The organism is Lysinibacillus sp. FSL K6-1151 (genome assembly GCF_038630755.1).
Lineage (GTDB): Bacteria > Bacillota > Bacilli > Bacillales_A > Planococcaceae > Lysinibacillus > Lysinibacillus fusiformis_D.
The window spans coordinates 4,144,579-4,166,513 of record NZ_CP152040.1; the positions used below are offsets into that span (position 1 = coordinate 4,144,579).

General features: G+C 40.8%; 17 protein-coding genes, 8 tRNA genes and 3 rRNA genes. 2 read left to right on the top strand and 26 right to left on the bottom strand.

The window, feature by feature from the left end; all coding sequences use genetic code 11:
• The first annotated feature begins 252 nt into the window (after window positions 1-252).
• On the top strand, window positions 253-1,704 hold the full coding sequence (locus MHI04_RS20005) for an alanine/glycine:cation symporter family protein (protein WP_340809560.1): 1,452 nt from the start codon (window positions 253-255) through the stop codon (window positions 1,702-1,704).
• A gap of 34 nt (window positions 1,705-1,738) precedes the next feature.
• Here the strand turns inward: MHI04_RS20005 and rrf are convergent.
• From rrf to acpS, 23 genes are all read right to left on the bottom strand, one after another.
• Window positions 1,739-1,854: ribosomal RNA gene (gene rrf / locus MHI04_RS20010) — 5S ribosomal RNA — on the bottom strand.
• Window positions 1,855-2,042: 188 nt separating this feature from the next.
• A 23S ribosomal RNA gene (locus tag MHI04_RS20015) occupies window positions 2,043-4,970 on the bottom strand.
• Between the two features lie 308 nt (window positions 4,971-5,278).
• Window positions 5,279-6,830, bottom strand: a 16S ribosomal RNA gene (locus MHI04_RS20020).
• The 16S, 23S and 5S rRNA genes sit together here with 8 tRNA genes alongside, the layout of an rRNA operon.
• A gap of 197 nt (window positions 6,831-7,027) precedes the next feature.
• A tRNA-Gly gene (locus MHI04_RS20025) sits at window positions 7,028-7,101 on the bottom strand.
• A gap of 18 nt (window positions 7,102-7,119) precedes the next feature.
• A tRNA-Arg gene (locus MHI04_RS20030) sits at window positions 7,120-7,196 on the bottom strand.
• 26 nt (window positions 7,197-7,222) lie between these two features.
• Window positions 7,223-7,308, bottom strand: a tRNA-Leu gene (locus tag MHI04_RS20035).
• Between the two features lie 66 nt (window positions 7,309-7,374).
• Window positions 7,375-7,447: transfer RNA gene (locus MHI04_RS20040), tRNA-Lys, on the bottom strand.
• Between the two features lie 15 nt (window positions 7,448-7,462).
• Window positions 7,463-7,537: transfer RNA gene (locus MHI04_RS20045), tRNA-Gln, on the bottom strand.
• A 5-nt stretch (window positions 7,538-7,542) separates the two neighbouring features.
• A tRNA-Asp gene (locus MHI04_RS20050) sits at window positions 7,543-7,618 on the bottom strand.
• Between the two features lie 31 nt (window positions 7,619-7,649).
• A tRNA-Glu gene (locus MHI04_RS20055) sits at window positions 7,650-7,721 on the bottom strand.
• Window position 7,722: 1 nt separating this feature from the next.
• Window positions 7,723-7,799: transfer RNA gene (locus MHI04_RS20060), tRNA-Asn, on the bottom strand.
• An 89-nt stretch (window positions 7,800-7,888) separates the two neighbouring features.
• Entirely contained in the window at window positions 7,889-8,347 is a 459-nt protein-coding gene (locus MHI04_RS20065) for a SprT family protein (protein WP_036119086.1), read from the bottom strand.
• Window positions 8,348-8,421: 74 nt separating this feature from the next.
• Entirely contained in the window at window positions 8,422-10,590 is a 2,169-nt protein-coding gene (locus MHI04_RS20070) for a Tex family protein (RefSeq protein WP_342535126.1), read from the bottom strand.
• Window positions 10,591-10,727: 137 nt separating this feature from the next.
• Window positions 10,728-11,513 carry an RNA polymerase sigma factor SigB gene (sigB, locus tag MHI04_RS20075; RefSeq protein ID WP_036119097.1) on the bottom strand — a complete coding sequence of 262 codons (786 nt, stop codon included), beginning with the start codon at window positions 11,511-11,513 and terminating at the stop codon, window positions 10,728-10,730.
• Window positions 11,491-11,961, bottom strand: a complete 471-nt coding sequence (gene rsbW / locus MHI04_RS20080; protein WP_036119099.1) for an anti-sigma B factor RsbW — start codon at window positions 11,959-11,961, stop codon at window positions 11,491-11,493. The genes sigB and rsbW overlap by 23 nt, the downstream gene beginning before the upstream one ends.
• Window positions 11,961-12,293, bottom strand: a complete 333-nt coding sequence (locus MHI04_RS20085; RefSeq protein ID WP_036119101.1) for an STAS domain-containing protein — start codon at window positions 12,291-12,293, stop codon at window positions 11,961-11,963. Before MHI04_RS20085 ends, rsbW begins: the two co-directional genes overlap by 1 nt.
• A gap of 63 nt (window positions 12,294-12,356) precedes the next feature.
• The gene (locus MHI04_RS20090; RefSeq protein ID WP_271911108.1) at window positions 12,357-13,352 is read right to left on the bottom strand and encodes a PP2C family protein-serine/threonine phosphatase; all 996 of its coding nucleotides are present in this window, start codon (window positions 13,350-13,352) and stop codon (window positions 12,357-12,359) included.
• A gap of 12 nt (window positions 13,353-13,364) precedes the next feature.
• Window positions 13,365-13,766, bottom strand: a complete 402-nt coding sequence (locus MHI04_RS20095; protein ID WP_036119108.1) for an anti-sigma regulatory factor — start codon at window positions 13,764-13,766, stop codon at window positions 13,365-13,367.
• A 413-nt stretch (window positions 13,767-14,179) separates the two neighbouring features.
• The gene (locus MHI04_RS20100) at window positions 14,180-14,530 is read right to left on the bottom strand and encodes a type II toxin-antitoxin system PemK/MazF family toxin (RefSeq protein WP_004232054.1); all 351 of its coding nucleotides are present in this window, start codon (window positions 14,528-14,530) and stop codon (window positions 14,180-14,182) included.
• Between the two features lie 4 nt (window positions 14,531-14,534).
• A complete protein-coding gene (locus tag MHI04_RS20105; RefSeq protein ID WP_036119113.1) occupies window positions 14,535-14,798 on the bottom strand; it encodes a hypothetical protein in 264 nt (87 codons plus the stop codon).
• A 337-nt stretch (window positions 14,799-15,135) separates the two neighbouring features.
• Window positions 15,136-16,257: an alanine racemase gene (alr, locus tag MHI04_RS20110; protein ID WP_036119117.1), complete on the bottom strand. Its 1,122-nt coding sequence runs from the start codon at window positions 16,255-16,257 to the stop codon at window positions 15,136-15,138.
• Between the two features lie 213 nt (window positions 16,258-16,470).
• On the bottom strand, window positions 16,471-17,529 hold the full coding sequence (locus MHI04_RS20115; RefSeq protein WP_036119122.1) for an outer membrane lipoprotein carrier protein LolA: 1,059 nt from the start codon (window positions 17,527-17,529) through the stop codon (window positions 16,471-16,473).
• 124 nt (window positions 17,530-17,653) lie between these two features.
• Window positions 17,654-18,007: a holo-ACP synthase gene (gene acpS / locus MHI04_RS20120; RefSeq protein WP_036119125.1), complete on the bottom strand. Its 354-nt coding sequence runs from the start codon at window positions 18,005-18,007 to the stop codon at window positions 17,654-17,656.
• A 64-nt stretch (window positions 18,008-18,071) separates the two neighbouring features.
• Between acpS and MHI04_RS20125 the strand changes: the two genes are divergently transcribed.
• On the top strand, window positions 18,072-18,695 hold the full coding sequence (locus MHI04_RS20125) for a rhomboid family intramembrane serine protease (protein ID WP_036119129.1): 624 nt from the start codon (window positions 18,072-18,074) through the stop codon (window positions 18,693-18,695).
• 61 nt (window positions 18,696-18,756) lie between these two features.
• Here MHI04_RS20125 and MHI04_RS20130 read toward each other — a convergent pair whose 3' ends face one another.
• The 3 genes from MHI04_RS20130 to MHI04_RS20140 all read right to left on the bottom strand — a co-directional run bounded on the left by MHI04_RS20130 (window position 18,757) and on the right by MHI04_RS20140 (window position 21,847).
• On the bottom strand, window positions 18,757-19,332 hold the full coding sequence (locus MHI04_RS20130) for a GNAT family protein (RefSeq protein WP_342535127.1): 576 nt from the start codon (window positions 19,330-19,332) through the stop codon (window positions 18,757-18,759).
• A gap of 570 nt (window positions 19,333-19,902) precedes the next feature.
• Complete coding sequence (locus tag MHI04_RS20135) at window positions 19,903-21,375, bottom strand: PH domain-containing protein (RefSeq protein ID WP_089934470.1); 1,473 nt, start codon at window positions 21,373-21,375, stop codon at window positions 19,903-19,905.
• The gene (locus MHI04_RS20140; protein ID WP_330493704.1) at window positions 21,368-21,847 is read right to left on the bottom strand and encodes a PH domain-containing protein; all 480 of its coding nucleotides are present in this window, start codon (window positions 21,845-21,847) and stop codon (window positions 21,368-21,370) included. The genes MHI04_RS20135 and MHI04_RS20140 overlap by 8 nt, the downstream gene beginning before the upstream one ends.
• Window positions 21,848-21,935: the final 88 nt, after the last annotated feature.

Here is a 21,935-nt window from a genome sequence, read left to right on the forward strand (position 1 = left end):
TAAAGAATAAAAGTCTTTTTCTCATCTTCATGAGTAAAAGGCTTTTTTGCTTTATGGCATAAAACATGCAATACATATGATGTGATTAAAAATCGTGAAAGGAGGTTTTGATTCTTAAACAATATGCCATATATGTACCTTTCATAATATTGAATTACTGATTTGTGTGACAAAATGGATGCTGCTGTATAGTACACAATTTCTTGGGTGGGAATTTCGGGTTTTGATTGAAGAAAACAAGGGGGAAAATCTATGGAGACAATCGTTAATACATTGGTCGATTATATTTGGGGGAATGCACTCGTATACTTAGCATTAGGTGTGGGTCTTTACTTTACCATCCTGACAAAAGCTGTTCAATTTCGTTATATTCCTGAGATGATTCGTTTATTACGTGAACGTAAAGAATCAAAAGAAGGAATCTCGTCGTTCCAAGCTTTTTGTATGGCATTGTCTGGACGAGTTGGTGTTGGTAATATCGCAGGTGTGGCTACGGCCATTGCTGCTGGTGGACCAGGCGCAGTATTTTGGATGGGTGTTATGGCATTTCTAGGGGGTGCAAGTGCATTTATAGAATCTACCCTTGCCCAATTATATAAAGAAAAGGCTGATGGTCAGTATCGTGGTGGTTCACCATACTATATCGAAAAGGGTTTAAAACTAAAAGGCTTTGCTATATTTGTTGCGTTTGTTATCTGTCTTTCATATGGTGTTCTAGTGCCTGGGATCCAGGCAAACACAATTGCCACTTCATTTAATACTGCTTTTCATATTCCACCATTTATAACAGGCGCGGTGATTGTTGTTCTTTTGGGATTAATCATATTTGGTGGTGTTAAACGTATAGCTCGTGTTGCTGACAAAATTGTTCCTATCATGGCACTTGCCTACGTCATTTTAACACTTATCATATTAGGGGCTAATGTGAGTGAAATTCCAGGTATGTTTAAACTTATTATTACAAGTGCTTTTGGTACTAATGAAATCTTTGGGGGTATAGTTGGTACTGCAATCGCCTGGGGTGTAAGACGCTCCGTATTTTCAAATGTAGCTGGAGCTGGAGAAGCAACATTTAGTTCTGCTGCTGCTGAAGTATCTCATCCTGCTAAACAAGGCTTAGTTCAGGGTTTCTCAATCTATATTGATACAATCATTGTATGTACTGCTACAGCATTAATGATTCTCATTACAGGTATGTATAATGTTACTCCTCCTGGAACAACGGCACCGTTAGTTGAAAATATCCCAGGCGTCGTGGCAGGTACTGCTTATACACAAGCAGCAGTATCTACAGTATTCCATGATTTTGGAAGTGGATTCGTGGCTATTGCCATCTTCCTCTTCGCATTCACCACTCTAATGGCATACTACTATATTGCAGAGACAACAATTGTTTATTTAGATAATAAGCTACGCTTCCCCATTTTGAAATTAGTATTAAAAATAATCTTCTTACTCGTTGTTTATGTCGGAAGTGTACAATCGGTCAGTCTTATGTGGGGGCTTGGAGATATTGGATTCGGAAGTATGAGTTATTTAAACTTTATTGCGATTGTATTATTAACCAAACCAGCCATTCAAGTTTTGCGAGATTATGATCGACAAAAAAAGGCTGGTCTCGATCCTATTTTTGATCCAAGAGAAGTTGGAATTAAAAATGCTGATTTCTGGATAGAATATAGCAACAGTCATAAACGGAAATAAAAAAACAGTCAGCATACAGCTGACTGTTTCTATTGCCTAGCGACGTCCTACTCTCACAGGGGGAAGCCCCCAACTACCATCGGCGCTAAAGAGCTTAACTTCCGTGTTCGGTATGGGAACGGGTGTGACCTCTTTGCCATCATCACTAGACTATGGTCGGCTTTCAATATACATCGCATTTCTTCGTCAGCTTCTGTCGTTCAGTCAGTCACGTACTTGAAGTACGCTCCTTCTCTCTCTCCATTGCTTCCTCGAACTACTCGTATCTTGAAACCCTTCATAAAAGAAATTATTCTTTCAAAACTGGATAAACGGTTCATTGAATGGTTCAAACATTTTTGGTTAAGTCCTCGATCGATTAGTATTCGTCAGCTCCATGTGTCACCACACTTCCACCTCGAACCTATCTACCTCATCGTCTTTGAGGGATCTTACTTACTTGCGTAATGGGAAATCTCATCTTGAGGGGGGCTTCATGCTTAGATGCTTTCAGCACTTATCCCGTCCACACATAGCTACCCAGCGATGCCTTTGGCAAGACAACTGGTACACCAGCGGTGTGTCCATCCCGGTCCTCTCGTACTAAGGACAGCTCCTCTCAAATTTCCTACGCCCACGACGGATAGGGACCGAACTGTCTCACGACGTTCTGAACCCAGCTCGCGTACCGCTTTAATGGGCGAACAGCCCAACCCTTGGGACCGACTACAGCCCCAGGATGCGATGAGCCGACATCGAGGTGCCAAACCTCCCCGTCGATGTGGACTCTTGGGGGAGATAAGCCTGTTATCCCCGGGGTAGCTTTTATCCGTTGAGCGATGGCCCTTCCATGCGGAACCACCGGATCACTAAGCCCGTCTTTCGACCCTGCTCGACTTGTAGGTCTCGCAGTCAAGCTCCCTTGTGCCTTTACACTCTACGAATGATTTCCAACCATTCTGAGGGAACCTTTGGGCGCCTCCGTTACCTTTTAGGAGGCGACCGCCCCAGTCAAACTGTCCGCCTGACACTGTCTCCTGCCCCGCTAAGGGGCATGGGTTAGAATTTCAATACAACCAGGGTAGTATCCCACCGACGCCTCCTTCGAAGCTGGCGCTCCGAGATCTCTGGCTCCTACCTATCCTGTACAAGTTGTACCAAAATTCAATATCAGGCTACAGTAAAGCTCCACGGGGTCTTTCCGTCCTGTCGCGGGTAACCTGCATCTTCACAGGTACTATAATTTCACCGAGTCTCTCGTTGAGACAGTGCCCAGATCGTTACGCCTTTCGTGCGGGTCGGAACTTACCCGACAAGGAATTTCGCTACCTTAGGACCGTTATAGTTACGGCCGCCGTTTACTGGGGCTTCAATTCGCAGCTTCGCTTGCGCTAACCACTCCTCTTAACCTTCCAGCACCGGGCAGGCGTCAGCCCCTATACGTCACCTTACGGTTTTGCAGAGACCTGTGTTTTTGCTAAACAGTCGCCTGGGCCTATTCACTGCGGCTCTCATGCGCTTGCACGCTCAAGAGCACCCCTTCTCCCGAAGTTACGGGGTCATTTTGCCGAGTTCCTTAACGAGAGTTCTCTCGCACACCTTAGGATTCTCTCCTCGACTACCTGTGTCGGTTTGCGGTACGGGCACCTCTCACCTCGATAGAGGCTTTTCTTGGCAGTGTGAAATCAGGAACTTCGTCCATACGGACTCGCCATCACAGCTCAACGTTACAGTGTGCGGATTTGCCTACACACACGCCTTACTGCTTGGACGCGCATAACCAACAGCGCGCTTACCCTATCCTACTGCGTCCCCCCATTTCTCAAACGGTGAGGAGGTGGTACAGGAATATCAACCTGTTGTCCATCGCCTACGCCTATCGGCCTCGGCTTAGGTCCCGACTAACCCTGAGCGGACGAGCCTTCCTCAGGAAACCTTAGTCATACGGTGGACGGGATTCTCACCCGTCTTTCGCTACTCATACCGGCATTCTCACTTCTAAGCGCTCCACCAGTCCTTCCGGTCTGACTTCAACGCACTTAGAACGCTCTCCTACCACTGACATCGTAGATGTCAATCCACAGCTTCGGTGAATCGTTTAGCCCCGATACATTTTCGGCGCAGCGTCACTCGACCAGTGAGCTATTACGCACTCTTTAAATGATGGCTGCTTCTAAGCCAACATCCTGGTTGTCTGTGCAACGCCACATCCTTTTCCACTTAACGATTACTTTGGGACCTTAGCTGGTGGTCTGGGCTGTTTCCCTTTTGACTACGGATCTTATCACTCGCAGTCTGACTCCCGTGTATAAATATCTGGCATTCGGAGTTTGTCTGAATTCGGTAAACCGGGATGGCCCCCTAGTCCAAACAGTGCTCTACCTCCAGTATTCTCATCACGAGGCTAGCCCTAAAGCTATTTCGGAGAGAACCAGCTATCTCCAAGTTCGATTGGAATTTCTCCGCTACCCACACCTCATCCCCGCACTTTTCAACGTGCGTGGGTTCGGGCCTCCAGTAAGTGTTACCTTACCTTCACCCTGGACATGGGTAGATCACCTGGTTTCGGGTCTACGACCACGTACTATTTCGCCCTATTCAGACTCGCTTTCGCTGCGGCTCCGCCTTCTAAAGCTTAACCTCGCACGTAATCGTAACTCGCCGGTTCATTCTACAAAAGGCACGCTATCACCCATTAACGGGCTCTAACTACTTGTAGGCACACGGTTTCAGGATCTCTTTCACTCCCCTTCCGGGGTGCTTTTCACCTTTCCCTCACGGTACTGGTTCACTATCGGTCACTAGGTAGTATTTAGCCTTGGGAGATGGTCCTCCCGGATTCCGACGGAATTTCACGTGTTCCGCCGTACTCAGGATCCACTCAGGAGAGAACGAACTTTCGACTACAGGGCTTTTACCTGCTCTGGCGGACCTTTCCAAGTCGCTTCATCTAACTCGCTCTTTTGTAACTCCGTATTGAGTGTCCTACAACCCCAAGAGGCAAGCCTCTTGGTTTGGGCTCTTCCCGTTTCGCTCGCCGCTACTCAGGGAATCGATTTTTCTTTCTCTTCCTCCAGGTACTTAGATGTTTCAGTTCCCTGGGTCTGCCTTCAAGACGCTATGTATTCACGTCAAGATACTACGCGATTAAACGTAGTGGGTTCCCCCATTCGGAAATCTCCGGATCAAAGCTCACTTACAGCTCCCCGAAGCATATCGGTGTTAGTGCCGTCCTTCTTCGGCTCCTAGTGCCAAGGCATTCGCCGTGCGCCCTTAATAACTTAACCTAACGGCTTTCAATACACATCACATTTCGTTGTCAGCTTCACTCGTTCAATCAGTCACGTACTCAAGTACGTTCCTTCATTCACTCGATTGCTTCCTAGAACTGCTCGTGTCTTGAAACCCTTTTAATGTTATTAAGCCTATAAAAAACTTAAAAAAAATAAATGTGTTTGTTACAATTTCAATGTCGTTTTATCCAGTTTTCAAAGAACAAGTTTTGAAGATTTTCATTCAGAAGAATGAACCTTCAAAACTGAACGCAAAACGTAATCTTACAAACCCTAGGTTTGTATTCCGAAATAATCCTTAGAAAGGAGGTGATCCAGCCGCACCTTCCGATACGGCTACCTTGTTACGACTTCACCCCAATCATCTATCCCACCTTCGGCGGCTGGCTCCAAAAGGTTACCTCACCGACTTCGGGTGTTACAAACTCTCGTGGTGTGACGGGCGGTGTGTACAAGGCCCGGGAACGTATTCACCGCGGCATGCTGATCCGCGATTACTAGCGATTCCGGCTTCATGTAGGCGAGTTGCAGCCTACAATCCGAACTGAGAACGACTTTATCGGATTAGCTCCCTCTCGCGAGTTGGCAACCGTTTGTATCGTCCATTGTAGCACGTGTGTAGCCCAGGTCATAAGGGGCATGATGATTTGACGTCATCCCCACCTTCCTCCGGTTTGTCACCGGCAGTCACCTTAGAGTGCCCAACTAAATGATGGCAACTAAGATCAAGGGTTGCGCTCGTTGCGGGACTTAACCCAACATCTCACGACACGAGCTGACGACAACCATGCACCACCTGTCACCGTTGCCCCCGAAGGGGAAACTATATCTCTACAGTGGTCAACGGGATGTCAAGACCTGGTAAGGTTCTTCGCGTTGCTTCGAATTAAACCACATGCTCCACCGCTTGTGCGGGCCCCCGTCAATTCCTTTGAGTTTCAGTCTTGCGACCGTACTCCCCAGGCGGAGTGCTTAATGCGTTAGCTGCAGCACTAAGGGGCGGAAACCCCCTAACACTTAGCACTCATCGTTTACGGCGTGGACTACCAGGGTATCTAATCCTGTTTGCTCCCCACGCTTTCGCGCCTCAGTGTCAGTTACAGACCAGATAGTCGCCTTCGCCACTGGTGTTCCTCCAAATCTCTACGCATTTCACCGCTACACTTGGAATTCCACTATCCTCTTCTGCACTCAAGTCTCCCAGTTTCCAATGACCCTCCACGGTTGAGCCGTGGGCTTTCACATCAGACTTAAGAAACCACCTGCGCGCGCTTTACGCCCAATAATTCCGGACAACGCTTGCCACCTACGTATTACCGCGGCTGCTGGCACGTAGTTAGCCGTGGCTTTCTAATAAGGTACCGTCAAGGTACAGCCAGTTACTACTGTACTTGTTCTTCCCTTACAACAGAGTTTTACGAACCGAAATCCTTCTTCACTCACGCGGCGTTGCTCCATCAGGCTTTCGCCCATTGTGGAAGATTCCCTACTGCTGCCTCCCGTAGGAGTCTGGGCCGTGTCTCAGTCCCAGTGTGGCCGATCACCCTCTCAGGTCGGCTACGCATCGTCGCCTTGGTGAGCCGTTACCTCACCAACTAGCTAATGCGCCGCGGGCCCATCCTATAGCGACAGCCGAAACCGTCTTTCAGTGTTTCACCATGAGGTGAAACAGATTATTCGGTATTAGCCCCGGTTTCCCGGAGTTATCCCAAACTATAAGGTAGGTTGCCCACGTGTTACTCACCCGTCCGCCGCTAACGTCAAAGGAGCAAGCTCCTTCTCTGTTCGCTCGACTTGCATGTATTAGGCACGCCGCCAGCGTTCGTCCTGAGCCAGGATCAAACTCTCCATAAAAGAAATTTGAATAGCTCAAATTGTTTTGCTGGCATCAATTTTGATGTCCAAAATTTTGTTTTGTTCACTAACCAAAGCTAGTTACTGAAAACTTTATTGATTACGTTTTGCTTGTTCAGTTTTCAAGGTTCATATCATTGTCTCTTCGGACAACTTCTTTAGTCTATCAGACAACCGGAAAGTTGTCAACACCTTTTTGGAGCGGGTGATGAGAATCGAACTCACGACATCAGCTTGGAAGGCTGAGGTTTTACCATTAAACTACACCCGCATAATATGATTTATAAATTGGCGCGCCCGGCAGGAGTCGAACCCACAACCTTCTGATCCGTAGTCAGACGCTCTATCCAATTGAGCTACGGGCGCATATAAGAATATAAAATTAATTGACTTGGTGCGGCCGAGAGGACTTGAACCTCCACGGGGTTGCCCCCACTAGGCCCTCAACCTAGCGCGTCTGCCGTTCCGCCACGACCGCATTCAATCAGTAACTTTCTCATTATACTACAAGGATCTGAGAAGTCAATGTTTTTTCCTAAAAAGATGAGCCATGAAGGACTCGAACCTTCGACCCTCTGATTAAAAGTCAGATGCTCTACCAACTGAGCTAATGGCTCAAATTAAGAAATGAATGGCTGGGGTACTAGGATTCGAACCTAGGCATGACGGAATCAAAATCCGTTGCCTTACCGCTTGGCTATACCCCAAAAAGTGGCGGTCCCGACCGGGATCGAACCGGCGATCTCCTGCGTGACAGGCAGGCATGTTAACCGCTACACCACGGGACCAATAAATAGTATTAATTAAATTATGAAGAAATGACCCCTACGGGATTCGAACCCGTGTTACCGCCGTGAAAGGGCGGTGTCTTAACCACTTGACCAAGGGGCCATGGCTCCGAAGGCAGGACTCGAACCTGCGACAACCTGATTAACAGTCAGGTGCTACTACCAACTGAGCTACTTCGGAATACTATGTTTTGCTGTCGTCGTTATCTTGTCGACTTTTACTATTATAGGGACAACTCAACAAAACGTCAACTATTTTTTTATAATTTTTTATTCCACTAGTATTAGCCTACCCAAACACTTACTACAGCAATACTTCTCAACATTCATTTTTATTTTCCGTACATATAGTTGTTGGCAATTGACACAAGTATAAGTATGACGATGATGTCTTTTAGTTGTAGCTTTAGGGGGTTGTAAAACTGAGCAAAATCGAGGTGCATTTACTTTTCTTAATAGCTCTCGAAAATCTTTATCTCGATGTTGATACCCTTTACCTTCAATATGTAAATGATAATGACATAATTCATGGAGTACAATACCTTCAATCTCTCTATAGCCATATAACTCATAGGCTTTCGGGTTTATCTCAATATTATGAGATTGTAAAAGATATCGTCCACCAGTTGAACGTAATCTAGCATTAAAGTAAGCCTGATGCTGAAAAGGTTTTTGAAAGCTTTCCAAGGATAAGCTGTGAACAAGTTGTTGTAACTCCTCATTGTTCATATATTAATCACCTCTAACAACAAGAATACCACACTGTGTAGTATAGACAGTGTGGTAAATATTTATTACTTAAATTATAATGTTTGATTTTTAGGCGGAAGCATTGTTAAAGAAATACGCCCTTTATTGACATCTATTTGTTCTACCCATACTGTGACAATATCACCTAGTGCAACAACTTCTAACGGATGTTTAATGCGTTTGTTTTGTAATTTAGATATATGCACCAACCCGTCTTGCTTTACGCCAATATCAACAAACGCTCCAAAGTCCACCACATTTCTCACTGTGCCTTGCAGTTCCATACCTACTTTTAAATCTTCCATTTTTAATACATCTGTTTTAAGCAAAGGCTGTGGGAAAGCATCACGTGGGTCACGACTTGGTTTCATTAAAGTATCCACAATATCTTGAATAGTCACAACACCTATGCCAAGCACGCTACTTAAATTTTGAATATCTAAAGCTGCAATAGCTTCTTCGGCTTTCGGCGTCCCTAGCTCTTTTTTATCAATTTGAGCTTCTGCTAATATTTGTTCAGCTAAATCATAGCTCTCTGGGTGAATACCTGTAGCATCGAACGGATTTTTTGCTTCAGGGACACGTAAGAAGCCGATAGCTTGTTCATACGTTTTAGCACCTAGCCTTGGAATCTTCTTTAATTGTGCACGTGTAGAAAATTGACCATTTTCTTCTCGCATCTTCACGATATTCTCTGCAACTGTTTTGGATAAACCAGAAACGTATTGTAAGAGTGAAGAAGAAGCCGTGTTTACATCAACCCCTACTTTGTTAACAGCAGTTTCTACTATAAAAGTTAGTGATTCATTTAATTTTTTTTGAGAAACATCATGCTGATACTGACCTACACCAACCGCTTTAGGTTCAATTTTCACTAACTCCGATAAAGGATCTTGTAAACGGCGTGCAATGGACACAGCACTACGCTGCTCAACCTGTAAATCGGGAAATTCAGCCCGTGCAATATCTGACGCTGAATAAACAGATGCTCCCGCTTCGTTGACAATAACATACGCAACATCAGTAGTAAGTTCATTTAGTACATCTGCAATAAATTGTTCTGTTTCACGCGATGCTGTACCATTACCAATTGCAATTATGCTTATTGGATATTTTTCTAAAATTCCTTTCACAGTAGCTTTCGCTTTTGCTACATCTGGTTTAGGAGGATGTGGATAAATAGCTGTAACCTCTAACATTTTCCCCGTTTCATCTACAACTGCTAACTTACAACCTGTGCGGTAAGCAGGGTCAACCCCCAATACATATTTCCCTTTCATAGGTGGCTGCAGTAATAAATTACGTAAATTCTCAGAGAAAATATGAATTGCTTGTGTTTCAGCTTTCTCTGTCAATTCGTTTCGTAATTCTCTTTCAATCGAAGGCTGAATTAAACGTTTGTACGAATCTTCAATTGCCAGTTTTACTTCTGCAATTGCAGGAGATGAGCCAATTGCAGGTATCCATTCCTTCCACATAATCATCAAAACTCTGTCTATTGGCACTTGGATTGAAACTTTTAAAACTTCCTCTTTTTCTCCACGGTTGATCGCTAAGATGCGATGCGGAACGATGCGATTAACAGGTTCTTCATACTCGTAATACATTTCAAAAACATTTTTTTCATCGATCTCAGCATTTTTTACAGTCGTTACAAGGACTCCATCTTTCCATGAATAGGCGCGGATTTTTTCACGAATCGCAGCATCATCTGCAAAACGTTCTGCTAAAATATCTCGTGCGCCCATTAGTGCTTCTTCTGTATTGGCAACCTGTTCATTATCCACAAAACCAACTGCTAGCTGCTCTAATGCGTCATTACTAAACGCCAAGAGAAGTTCTGCAAGAGGTTCTAATCCTTTTTCTTTGGCAATCGTCGCCTTTGTACGTCTTTTTTGCTTGTAAGGTCTATATAAATCCTCTACCCGCTGTAAGACGGTTGCAGCAAGTATGGCTTTTTCTAATTCTGGTGTAAGTTTTTCTTGCTCTCGGATTAATCGAATAACCTCTTCTTTCCGTTGTTCAAGTTGCTGTATGTAGTGATAACGATCCTCCACAGCTTTAATTTGCACCTCGTCGAGAGAGCCCGTTGCTTCCTTTCGATAACGTGCAATAAATGGTACCGTATTTCCCTCTTCTAATAACTTAATAACAGCATCTACTTGCCCTGGTTTGACTACAACATCCTTTGCAATGAGCTGTAACATTTGCTTTTGTTCCACATCATCACTACCTTTTTCTTTTCATTTTACCATTACACTTTACTAAAAATGCAAAAAGATAGTCTACTCAGACGAATATGAGTAGACTATCTTCATCCATTTATAAGTGTTTAACACATAAAACACCCAAAGAAAGATTAGAGCGAAACACCGCCACTTGCTAGAATAGCCTCTTGTAATTTCTTTATTGCTTTCCTTTGTATTCGAGATACATGCATTTGAGAAATTCCTAATCGTTCTCCAGCTTCTTTTTGACTAAGTTGCTCTAAATATGTAAGCTGAATAATTTGTTTTTCCCTTTCATTTAACACAACAAGCGCCTCTGAAACAATCATGCGTTTATTAGTCATTTCATAACCATCGTCTTCCCTACCCAAAATATCGAATAAGGTGACTGTACTGCCATCTGAATCTGACTCTATCGAATGATCCATAGAAAGAGCCTGATAGCTACGGCTCATTTCCATCGCTTCCAATACCTCTTCCTCGGCTACTTCTAATCGCTCAGCAATATCTTGAATAGAAGGAGAACGCTGCAATTCAATCGTCAGCGCCTCCACTGTTGATTTGATTCTCGGTCCTAATTCTTTTATTCGCCTAGGCACATGAACATCCCATGTTTTATCACGTAAAAAACGCTTGATTTCTCCAACAATCGTTGGCACAGCAAATGCTTCAAAACTACGACCAACATTCGGATCAAAACGTCTGATTGCACCTAACAATCCCAGCATCCCTACTTGAACAATATCATCATAATAAGATTTACCATTCGAATATTTACGAGCTATTGACTCAACTAGATATCGATAATGAATCACTAATTTTGTTTGCGCTTCATCATCCTCCGTTGACTGGTACAATTCAATCCACTTTAGTATATCTTCCTTGGATGAAGATTTATGTAGTGATTCTTTCGACATTTTTTTCCACCTGCTCTCTAGCGACATACTTTGTCATGAAGACAGTTACGCCACCATCGTTATTGATCATCACCTCATCCATCAAAGTTTCCATTAAATAAAGTCCTAAGCCACCTTCTCTTAGCCCTGCAATACTTTCCTCAGGATGATACGGTCCAATCTTAGACTTGATCTCTTCGAAATTAAAGCTGTTGCCATAATCCGCAATCATCATTTCCATTTTATTGTCATACAAAGCACACCCGATGACAATTTCACCTTCTTCTTCATCCTTATAAGCATGGTGAACAACATTTGTCACAGCCTCACTTGCAGCAATTTTTAAATCTTCGATATCATCATAACTAAAGCCAATCCTACTAGCTAAGCCCGAGACAGTTAATCGAATGACACTGACAAATTGCGGTTTAGCAGGAACTCTAATTTCAATATAGTCAAATTCCTTCATTATTTTAATTCCACCTTTTTATCAGTTTCAATATCCATCAAATCACTTAGACCCGTAATTTCAAACAATCTTTGCAATCTATTCGATAAACCAACTAGCTTCACTTTGCCATTTTCACGTAATGCTCTTTTATAAAAGGCAACAAATATCCCAAGACCTGTACTGTCCATGTAATTTACTTTTGATAAATCAAGTTCAATTTCTAATCCGTCTGTAATCTTTACCGCTTCTAATTCCTCTCTTAAACCAGACGCGGTAAATGTATCGATTTCCCCTTCAACAAAACCAAATAATTTATGATCAATCTCTTTAAAATATATCGTTACGTCCATATAGCACACCTCCACCATATTTGTTAGACTATTGTCTATTCCCTATTTTATTAATAATTAAACCTATTTTTTTAAAATAACGACAGTAAAATCATCCGATAGTTTAAAATTCTGAGCTTTCTCTATTTCCTTATAAAGAAGTTGGCACAACTGCTGGGCTGTTAAATGTCTATTTTGTTTTATTAAAGTTGTAATAACCTCTCTAGAATTCAAGTCTTCCTGTGCTCTAAATTCAGTCACACCATCGGTCATCATAATAATTAAATCATTGTCCTCTAAAACAATGTCATGAAACGAATATTTTGTTTCAGGTAAAACACCGAGTAATAAGCCTTTAGCCTCCAAAGAATAGAATCGATCGTCCTTGGCAATATAGTGTAACGCTGGCTCATGACCTGCCGAGGCATAAGAAAAGATATTGTGTTGTACATCTAAGCATCCATAAAACATAGAAACAAACATACTGTCGTCCACACCTTTTTCAATTACCCTGTTAATGACTTCTAAAACATAGGAAGGATCTTTATATGCATATCCTAATGTTTCAAGCCCATATTTCACCATCGACATACATAACGCAGCAGGAACTCCCTTGCCGACAACATCTGTCACTGCCACACTTAAATATTCTTCACCATCATGAAAAAAATGTACATAATCACCATTCATTCTACGAATAGGAACTGAAATCATTCCTATATCAATACTTTCTAGCTGCGGCACATATGTTTTCAATAGCGTTTTTTGAATGTTTGTCGCAATTTTCATTTCCATCTCGTATTCAGCTTGCTTTTGAAGTAAGCTTTGATGCTCTCTATGTGCCATCCCATAATGAACCATCACTTCAATAAGAAAATCATAGGCTGGCTGTGATTCACTCATTTGATCAGGAAATATTTGTTCAACAGCATTTTTATGAATACTAACAACATCCTCTGGGGATATATTTTTTTGAATTAACTGACGCGTGAAATTTTGAGCAATATATAAATTTCTTTCAGTTTGGCTGACCATATAATCTGATAATATTTTTTTATACTGAGCTTCTAATTGTTTCAATTTCTTCACGTCCTAACGCAACCATTTTTCCGCCCTTATTGTTGTACCCACTCCCATGACAGATTGAATATCTAAACTGTCCATCAATCGTTTAACACCTGGTAAACCAGCTCCTAGCCCTCCTGAAGTAGAATAACCATCCTCCATTACTTTGCGAACATTTTGAATCCCAGGTCCTTTATCTGTTGCAATAACGACTATTTTCTTTTCATGATCTATCTCAACCCTTTCAATTTCAATCGTCCCTATATTCGCATATAAATATATATTTCGTGCTAATTCACTAATTGCTGTGGTTATACGAGCTTGATCAACAGTGCCAAATCCAAGTGCTCTTGCTTCATTACGCCCCAGTTGTCTTGCTGCCACAATATCCCACTCTGTAATAATTTCAACCGAAGACTTACATGTCACTGCTGTCCCTCCATTTCCTTACAGTGTTATACTCTTACACTATAGTTCGACCTGCTGGACTTAAATTAAACTTCATAACCTCTATTAATGGAATATTCTATGTAAATTTTCATATACCTTTTAAGAATTTTTTCAAAAATCTATTTTTATTAAAAATCTTGAATATATCTTAAAGCTTTTTGTACTATTTATCAATTACGCCTCAACGGAATTTAGCTCCGATTTATTGAAGCTGCTCGAAAAACTTTTCTTCAAAATTTGTGACTTCTGCCAGAGGTTTTATCTAACAAAATTGAACTTTTATGGAGAGTTGGCCAGCTGAATCAAGATAAATAGTAAATTCAAATTATCGATAGAGAACAAAAAAAGCACCGAGATTTTATTATCTCGATGCTTCTATACACATATGTATATCAAAATTTAACTAGACCTAAACTAATCATCAACGCTCCATCAACTTTTTCCATCACAGCATGATCAAGTTGCGTAATACGATCCGTCAATCTTGACTTATCAATTGTCCGCACCTGTTCTAGCAAAATAACCGAATCACGTTCAAAACCATACTTTTCAGCATTGATTTCAACGTGTGTCGGTAACTTTGCCTTTTGAATCTGTGCAGTGATAGCTGCGATGATGACAGTCGGACTAAATCGATTGCCAATATCATTTTGAATAATCAGCACCGGTCTAGTGCCTCCTTGTTCAGAACCTATTACCGGTGATAAGTCTGCAAAAAAAACGTCACCACGTTTTACATTCAAAGTGTCATCCCCCGCTAACGAGACGCTCCACCATATGCTGTGCTTCATATTCTGCATGCAAGCATTCACTTGCAATCATTAAATTAATATGAGACATTTCAACATATCCTTTAATCATAGCTTCCCGTATTTGATTTGGTTGCTCCTGCATTAAATTTTTGCGCGCCAAAGTACGCACAAAAGATTCACCTTCAATTACTTCCTTTGTTTGTAGAAATAGTCTGTCTTGAACAGCAATTGTAGCTTCTCTTAACTTTTTCTCGTACACAGCAAGCACCTCCAACGGAACCATACACTTTTTCATTACTTCTCATTCTATCATTGAAAGATATTGTTGAAAAGACATGAAATGACAAAATATCTGACAATTTGAAGTACAAATTGTAAAAATATGTTGGTTGTCGAAGGTATATGCTGAATAATTATTATTGCAATGTTCTTCCAAATATGAGTTACTTTATGTTTGGAAAAGAAATAAGTTCTCCAGTGCTAATTTATTTACCAAATTCAACTTTTACATTGGAATGTTGTTCATTACACATTACAGTGAATGCTATTGAGAGAATGTGTACTGTGTATCAGTAACTAATTCTAATGAAGGTTCATTAAAAGTATATTCTAGGAACTCTTGCTGTTATAATGCATGGTATTTCATAATTAATTGTTTCAAGCTTTGTAGCCCACTCATCGATGGAAATCACATGCTGTCCTTGTTGACCAATGAGTGTTACCTTCTCACCTATAGCATATGCTTTTGGTAGCGCAACCATACATTGGTCCATACAAATTCGTCCAACAATCGGCACTTTCTGTCCATCAACCAATACTTCTTGTCCACCTAACTTACGAATTACGCCATCTGCATAGCCAATCGGAATAGTTCCTATCCACGTCTCCGTCTGAGCAGTAAACGTAGCGCCATAGCCAACTGATTCACCTGCTTTGATTTGCTTCACATGAACAAGTTCACTCTCAAGCGAGAAGGCAGGCTTTAGTGGGAATGGTAAAATGCTTTCCACATAGGGAGAAGGAGATAATCCATACAGCGATATCCCATATCGAACAGCATCATACTGTAGGTGTGAATTTTTCACTAATGAAGCTGCCGTATTAGATGCATGAACAAGTCGCGGCTTTAAAGGCATGACTGATAAACACTTCTCAAAAAACTGCACTTGCTGATTAAAATGTGTCGAATTTTCTTCATCCGCTGTCGCAAAGTGAGTGAATATGCCATCTAGCTCCACATTAGCTGTAGACTGTATGGTTTCGTATAGTTCTACTAGCTCTTGCTCTGAGCGAATGCCTAGTCTCCCCATTCCACTATCTACTTTTATATGTAGACGCAAAGGAAGTTCTTCATTCACTAAAAGAGGAGCTGCTTGTTGAATCCAATCACTAGCAAATGCTGTAAGAATAATACGCTGTTGTGCTGCATAAGGAGCAAAGGAAACAGGAGATGCACCTAATATTAGTATGTCTGGTTCTTCAAAATGTGCTCGTATATGTAATGCTTCGTCGGGCGTTGCCACTGCAAGTATTGTGGCACCAGCCTCAAGTGCCGCCCGTGCAACGGCTACATCTCCATGGCCGTACGCATTTGCCTTTACTACAGCAATAATTTGAACATTAGGTTGTAAAAATTCTTTTAAATTTTTAACGTTCTGTTGGATTGCTTGCAAGTCTATCATTGCTTTGGTTGGTCGAAAATACTGCTGTGTCTTCATAAGAATACCCTCTTTATTTTTAATTAAAACACTATGTATGACATACATTTGTTCTAGTACGTCTATTTAGCTTGTCCACACAATGTTATTGTTCCATTCTCCAGAACTCTCACTTTAAAGGAAATAACTTAACATTTTCTAAACAGTGAGATCTTATTTCATATTGTCAATAAGCTACAGCTTTCATATTTCTGAAAGCTGTAGCTAGCAAAGTTACTTCATACTACTTATCGTCATAGATGTAGCAACTTCAATCATCTCTTCTCGCGTCAACTTGCTTGAAGCTACAAAGAATTCAACACCATCTTTTTCCCAACTAATCGATGTATCTGTAATAGCTCCTATTGTATAGCCTAAGTCAACTGGATCACCAGGTGACGATACTGGTAACATTGAATTTTCCTTTGTTACTGGTTGCTGCATAACTGTAAATGCCTTTTCACCATCGAAAGTTAGGATAACACGTTCCATACCATTTTCTTGCACAACTTTTTCATTCGCTAATTGTGCCCAATTTAGAACAGGATAATGTGTTTGGAATTCTTGATATTCAACTTCTGCACCAACTGCTTCTTTTTCATCTTTTCCTTCTTGCCCCTCTTTGTCAGCAGGTGTAGCTTGTTCACCTTTCGTGCTATCTTTATCAGTGAATTGTTCAACAGCATACTCTTTTGCAGCATGTTGCACACCTAATTTTATTTTCTTAAAGGTGATACGAATTTGCTCTTCCTTCACATCATTCATAATCGCTACAGAGGTTGGCAATAAAGTTTTCTTATCTACCGTAATGACTTGATGAGGCATACTATTTTTATAGCTATTTCTAGTAGCCGCTTCAAATATATATGCTTTTTCTTCTTCTTTCATGACAAGATTTTTATCTTCTGCTAAATCTTCTGCTAGCGCTCCAATTAAGTAAGCCTGACTATTTTTCTTTGGCCAGTCACTTTGGAATTTATACATTTTGTTTAATGTCGGTGTTACTACAAAAACGCCATCAGCATTACGCACAATCATTTGAGAAACATCTTTCCCACTTTCGACTACTTCTACTCGATAGAAATCAGGTTTTGTATGCCATACTGTCACATCATAATTTCTTGGCTCACCACCAGATTTAATCTCCATCGATGCATTTAACTCATAACCATTTGTTTCTGCCCATTTACCATTCACTTTCTTCAACACTTTTTCCTGTGAGGCTGCACCACATGCCGACAGAAGTAATATCGTACAAAGTAAGACGAGCCATTTAACTATACGGTTGCCCACGCTTTCACCCTTTCTTCTTTCAAATCCACTACGACAATATATGAACCGTATTTGTCAGTTATGTCATTTGAAGAAAGGGCAATATATTTAAATTTATAAGCCAACCTTTTAGACAAGTTAAGTACTATTCTAATAAGATTACTTGAGCAGCCGCATATTGTTTAGAATGCGTAATACTAACAAATCCATTGACAAGCTCTTCCTTAAAATATAAGACGGGATTGCCAGCCTCTCCTCTTAATATCTCCATATCATGAAGCTTACATTGTTCCCCAAGGCCTGTTCCTAGCGCTTTCGAAAATGCTTCTTTAGCAGCAAATCGCCCTGCCAAAAATTCTATTTTACGAGTTTCTGAATGACCGTCAAATAATTTTTTTTCCTTAACTGTTAAAATGCGATCTTTAAATTTATCTGTACGTTTCATGGCTTTTTCAATACGATCTATTTCTACAATATCGAGACCAATTCCCTTAATCATGTGACCTTCTCCTTTACCTATTTCCAACAAGGCATGTATAATAATTGTAAATTGAGGTGGAGCCATGTTTAGTAGAACAGAAAATTTTAAGCAATATACAAAGTATTACCCTATTGTTTCAACTTTAATAGCAATTAACTTAACGCTTTATGTATTGTCTCTTATACCCGGCGTCGGAACACTCTTGTGGAATTACGGAATCCAAGCAAATTTCCTGATTCAAAATGGTGAATGGTGGCGTGTCTTTTCCGCAATGTTTTTACATGCAGGATTTATGCATATGTTTTTTAATATGTTTTCCTTATATCTCTTTGGTCCAGAGCTTGAAAAAATCGCAGGTAAAGCACGCTTCATCACAATTTATTTGGTTTCAGGTATTGTAGGCAACATGGCAACCTATATCTTCTATGATAGTAGTTATGCGAGTCTTGGTGCAAGTGGGGCTATTTTTGGAATTTTTGGTGCTTTTGGGGCATTAGTTTACTATACACGTCGTACAATGCCAATGCTTCGTAAGCTCATCTTACCAATCATCATCATAAGTGTCATCATGACATTTCTTCAACCAAATGTGAATGTTTATGCACATTTAGGCGGTTTAGTAACAGGTTTCATTCTTGGACTTGTCTATTTACACCCAAAAAGAATTTTAAGCTGGCGTAAACAAAAGATGTCGGGTAGACCATAAAACTTAAAAGAGGAGCAGCTCAATCATGGAGTTGCTCCTTTTTCATTAGAACGAATACATGCTATAAAATCACAGTGGCCTCATTTGCCATCTTAACCTTTTTCCATTCAGCGGCGGTTAAGCCATAAACAACTTGGTCAACATGATGATCATAAAGCCACTTTGCATCCCTTAAACGCCCTTCTTCATGGAAGCCCAATACTTTGGGAATTGTACGACTGCGAATATTCCCTACCGCTACACGTACTTCAATACGATTTAACATTAAATAATTAAAAGCATAATCAATCAATGCTTTCATTGAATTTGTTACGAGCCCCTTCCCCACAAACTCATTTCCTAGCCAGTAGCCAATGCTTGTCCATTTATGCTGCCAGTTGATTTGATGATAGCCAATTACGCCTGCAAGCTCTCCATCATAGTAAATCCCTGCTTGTATACCATTATGATCAGCATATTGTTGCATAGCCTTTTTGACGAATTGCTCTGTATCTTCTACAGTTTTAACACTATCTACAAATGGCAGCCATTCACGTAATGTATCCCTTGAACGGTCAGTTAAAGCAAATAATTCATCTACATCACTCAAGTCTAATAGCTTTAAATAAGCGCTTTCATTAATATCATATTTAAACAAAGTCCCCCACCCCTTTTGTTCTATTTATTTTATTATAAACAGCATTCACATATATTTATAGTTAAAAAAGCTAATCCTTCCATAAAATTGAAAGGATTAGCTTCATGTTGTTGAAAAAAGGTGATGTCAATGGCAGAAACAGCCATTTCGAAAGGCTAGGAGTTAATTTCCCTTCCGTTAGCGTTCTTTCCAGGGAGCGTCCGATGAGCCGAATAGCTCATTATTTGTATGATTGGAGAAAGGATGGCCTCTTATGTTCGATGTGGAGAAGTAATGAGTGGCAACACCCCTCCATAAAGAGTAGTGAATACTTCACTTTATTAGAAAACCTTTCTAAAAAGGTACCATTTTCATGGATTGGAGTGGAAGGCTACTTGACTCCCGTGGGATAGCGAGACAGACGAGCCCCTGCACGGAGGAAGCGGCTCGGCGCTCGCTCACAGGAAAGCAAGTAGCCTGCAACAGTAATCCATTTTCACCTTTCGCAAAAATTCTATATAAATGTTTTTGTTTTTCAACACTATGAAGCTAATCCTTCCATAAAATTGAAGGGATTAGCTTTTTAGTTCATTAATGTTCATACCAAGTTAAGATTGTTTCTGCATCCTGTTGCTCTAAGCTTGATACACTTCCCGTTGTACCAGTTGCTCCAGACATGACTGTTGCTTTTATAGACATAACATTTTTTCTTTTTTGAAAGTAAGATTGTGTACTTTGAATGGATTGAATTCGCTTTTTCTCCACAATCAATGTAATACGACTAAATACTCGATACTGCATAGCCAGTTGCTTTCCATCAATTTGATAGCCTGCTGTTTTATGCTGCCATATTCCGATTAGGATTGTTAACGGAATTAACAGTAATGACAACAGTCCATACGGATAAAAGTAATAACTACATGCACCCATAATTGGAACTAGCCAAATAAAATCAATTCGATAGAAGAATGGTCTTGCTCTTTTTGGTGATCGAATAAACGAAGGATGCCAATTCATATCTGGGAAAAGCTGCTCTAATGTGTGCAAACAATCCTGCTTCTTAATGAGTGGAAACAAAGTAATCTTTTTATCATTCCCATCTTCACCGTTACCTCCAGCGCTTTCAACGACCACCGTTGCAAAGCCTGTTAATTGACGCAAAGGGTTTTCAACAATACGAATGGCTTGAATTCGATTCAGCGGTAAAGTAATACGCTTTTTCTCTAAAAGTCCCTTGGTGATAATCAATTTTTCTTCTTCAATTCGGACTGTATAATCATAGTAATTAATCAGTGTGATGACCACTGATACAACCCAAGCTACAATTAAAACGAACATCGCTGTTAAAGCGACTAAAAATGCACCGACTTTCACAAAATCAGCTAGTTCATGAAATACTGTTTCATAAGGAATAATATCGGAAAACTGTGAAGCAATTGCTGCAAGACCTGATAGTACGACACCGATCCCACCAGATGTTGTTGCTAAAACGAGTAAATCACGTATGGACATATGGTAAATCGTTGGAATGGAGACAGCTTCCTCTATCACTTGGATTTCTTCCTGATCTTGTTGTTGATCTACCCCATTTTTAGCCCGACGCATTTCTAATTCAATAACATCTGCTGCCGCTTTACGGATTGCTGTCAGTTCGACCTCAGGTTTACCTCCCTTACTACCTGCTGTTTCAACCTGAACTTTCACTAAACCAAAAATGCGATGAAAAATCCCCTCGTTATAATTTAAGCTTTGTATACGTTCAAAAGGAATATAACGCTTCTTTTTAACAAACAATCCATACTTTATGCGTAACTCCCCGTCTTCAAACCAATAAACAAATGTCCGCCATTTTATGATGCCCCCAATAAGTGCAAGAAGTGCCGCGCCTCCCCATACACCAAAAAGTAAAATGGTATCAAAAAAATGATCACTATGAAAATTCAAAGAAAAATTAAAGCCGTTTCCTATGATAATAATAGCAATTGGTAATATCATACTTTTTAATGCCTTAACGCTCGTAATAACTGCAGATACTGGATGTAAACGATTAATTTCTTTAGACATCATCTTCCGCCACCCTTGCTAAATCAGAGATGCGAGCACGAAGTATATCTGCTTCGTCCATAACAAGCGCAGGAATCGTATGTACAGTTGCTGCTGTTGAAATTGAAATATTACCTAAGTCGTATTTTTTCAATATCGGTCCTTGTGTTGTATCAACATGTTGAACACGTACCATCGGTATTAATGTACGTTTCACAACAAATAAACCATGTTGTACTTCGATTTCATGTTCACGAACCTCATAACGCCATCGTTCCCATCTTATTTTCGGGAATACAAAAATGGATAGTATTGCACTTAGAACTACAACTCCCCCAGCTATGAAGTAAATAAATGACGGCCATTCCAAATAATATGTACCATAGCTTACTAGCCCTGCTACAATGAATAACACCAATGTTTGTATGACTCCATATAAACGCCACACAGTTAACCCTTTTCGGGAAATTTGATGAATCGGCTGTGCTCTCAATATCGTTCCCCCCTCTTTCTTCATTAGGTGTATACGGATTTACTCACCTTTTTGTTTCAACTATAGCTGAAAAAAAACCTTACAGCCA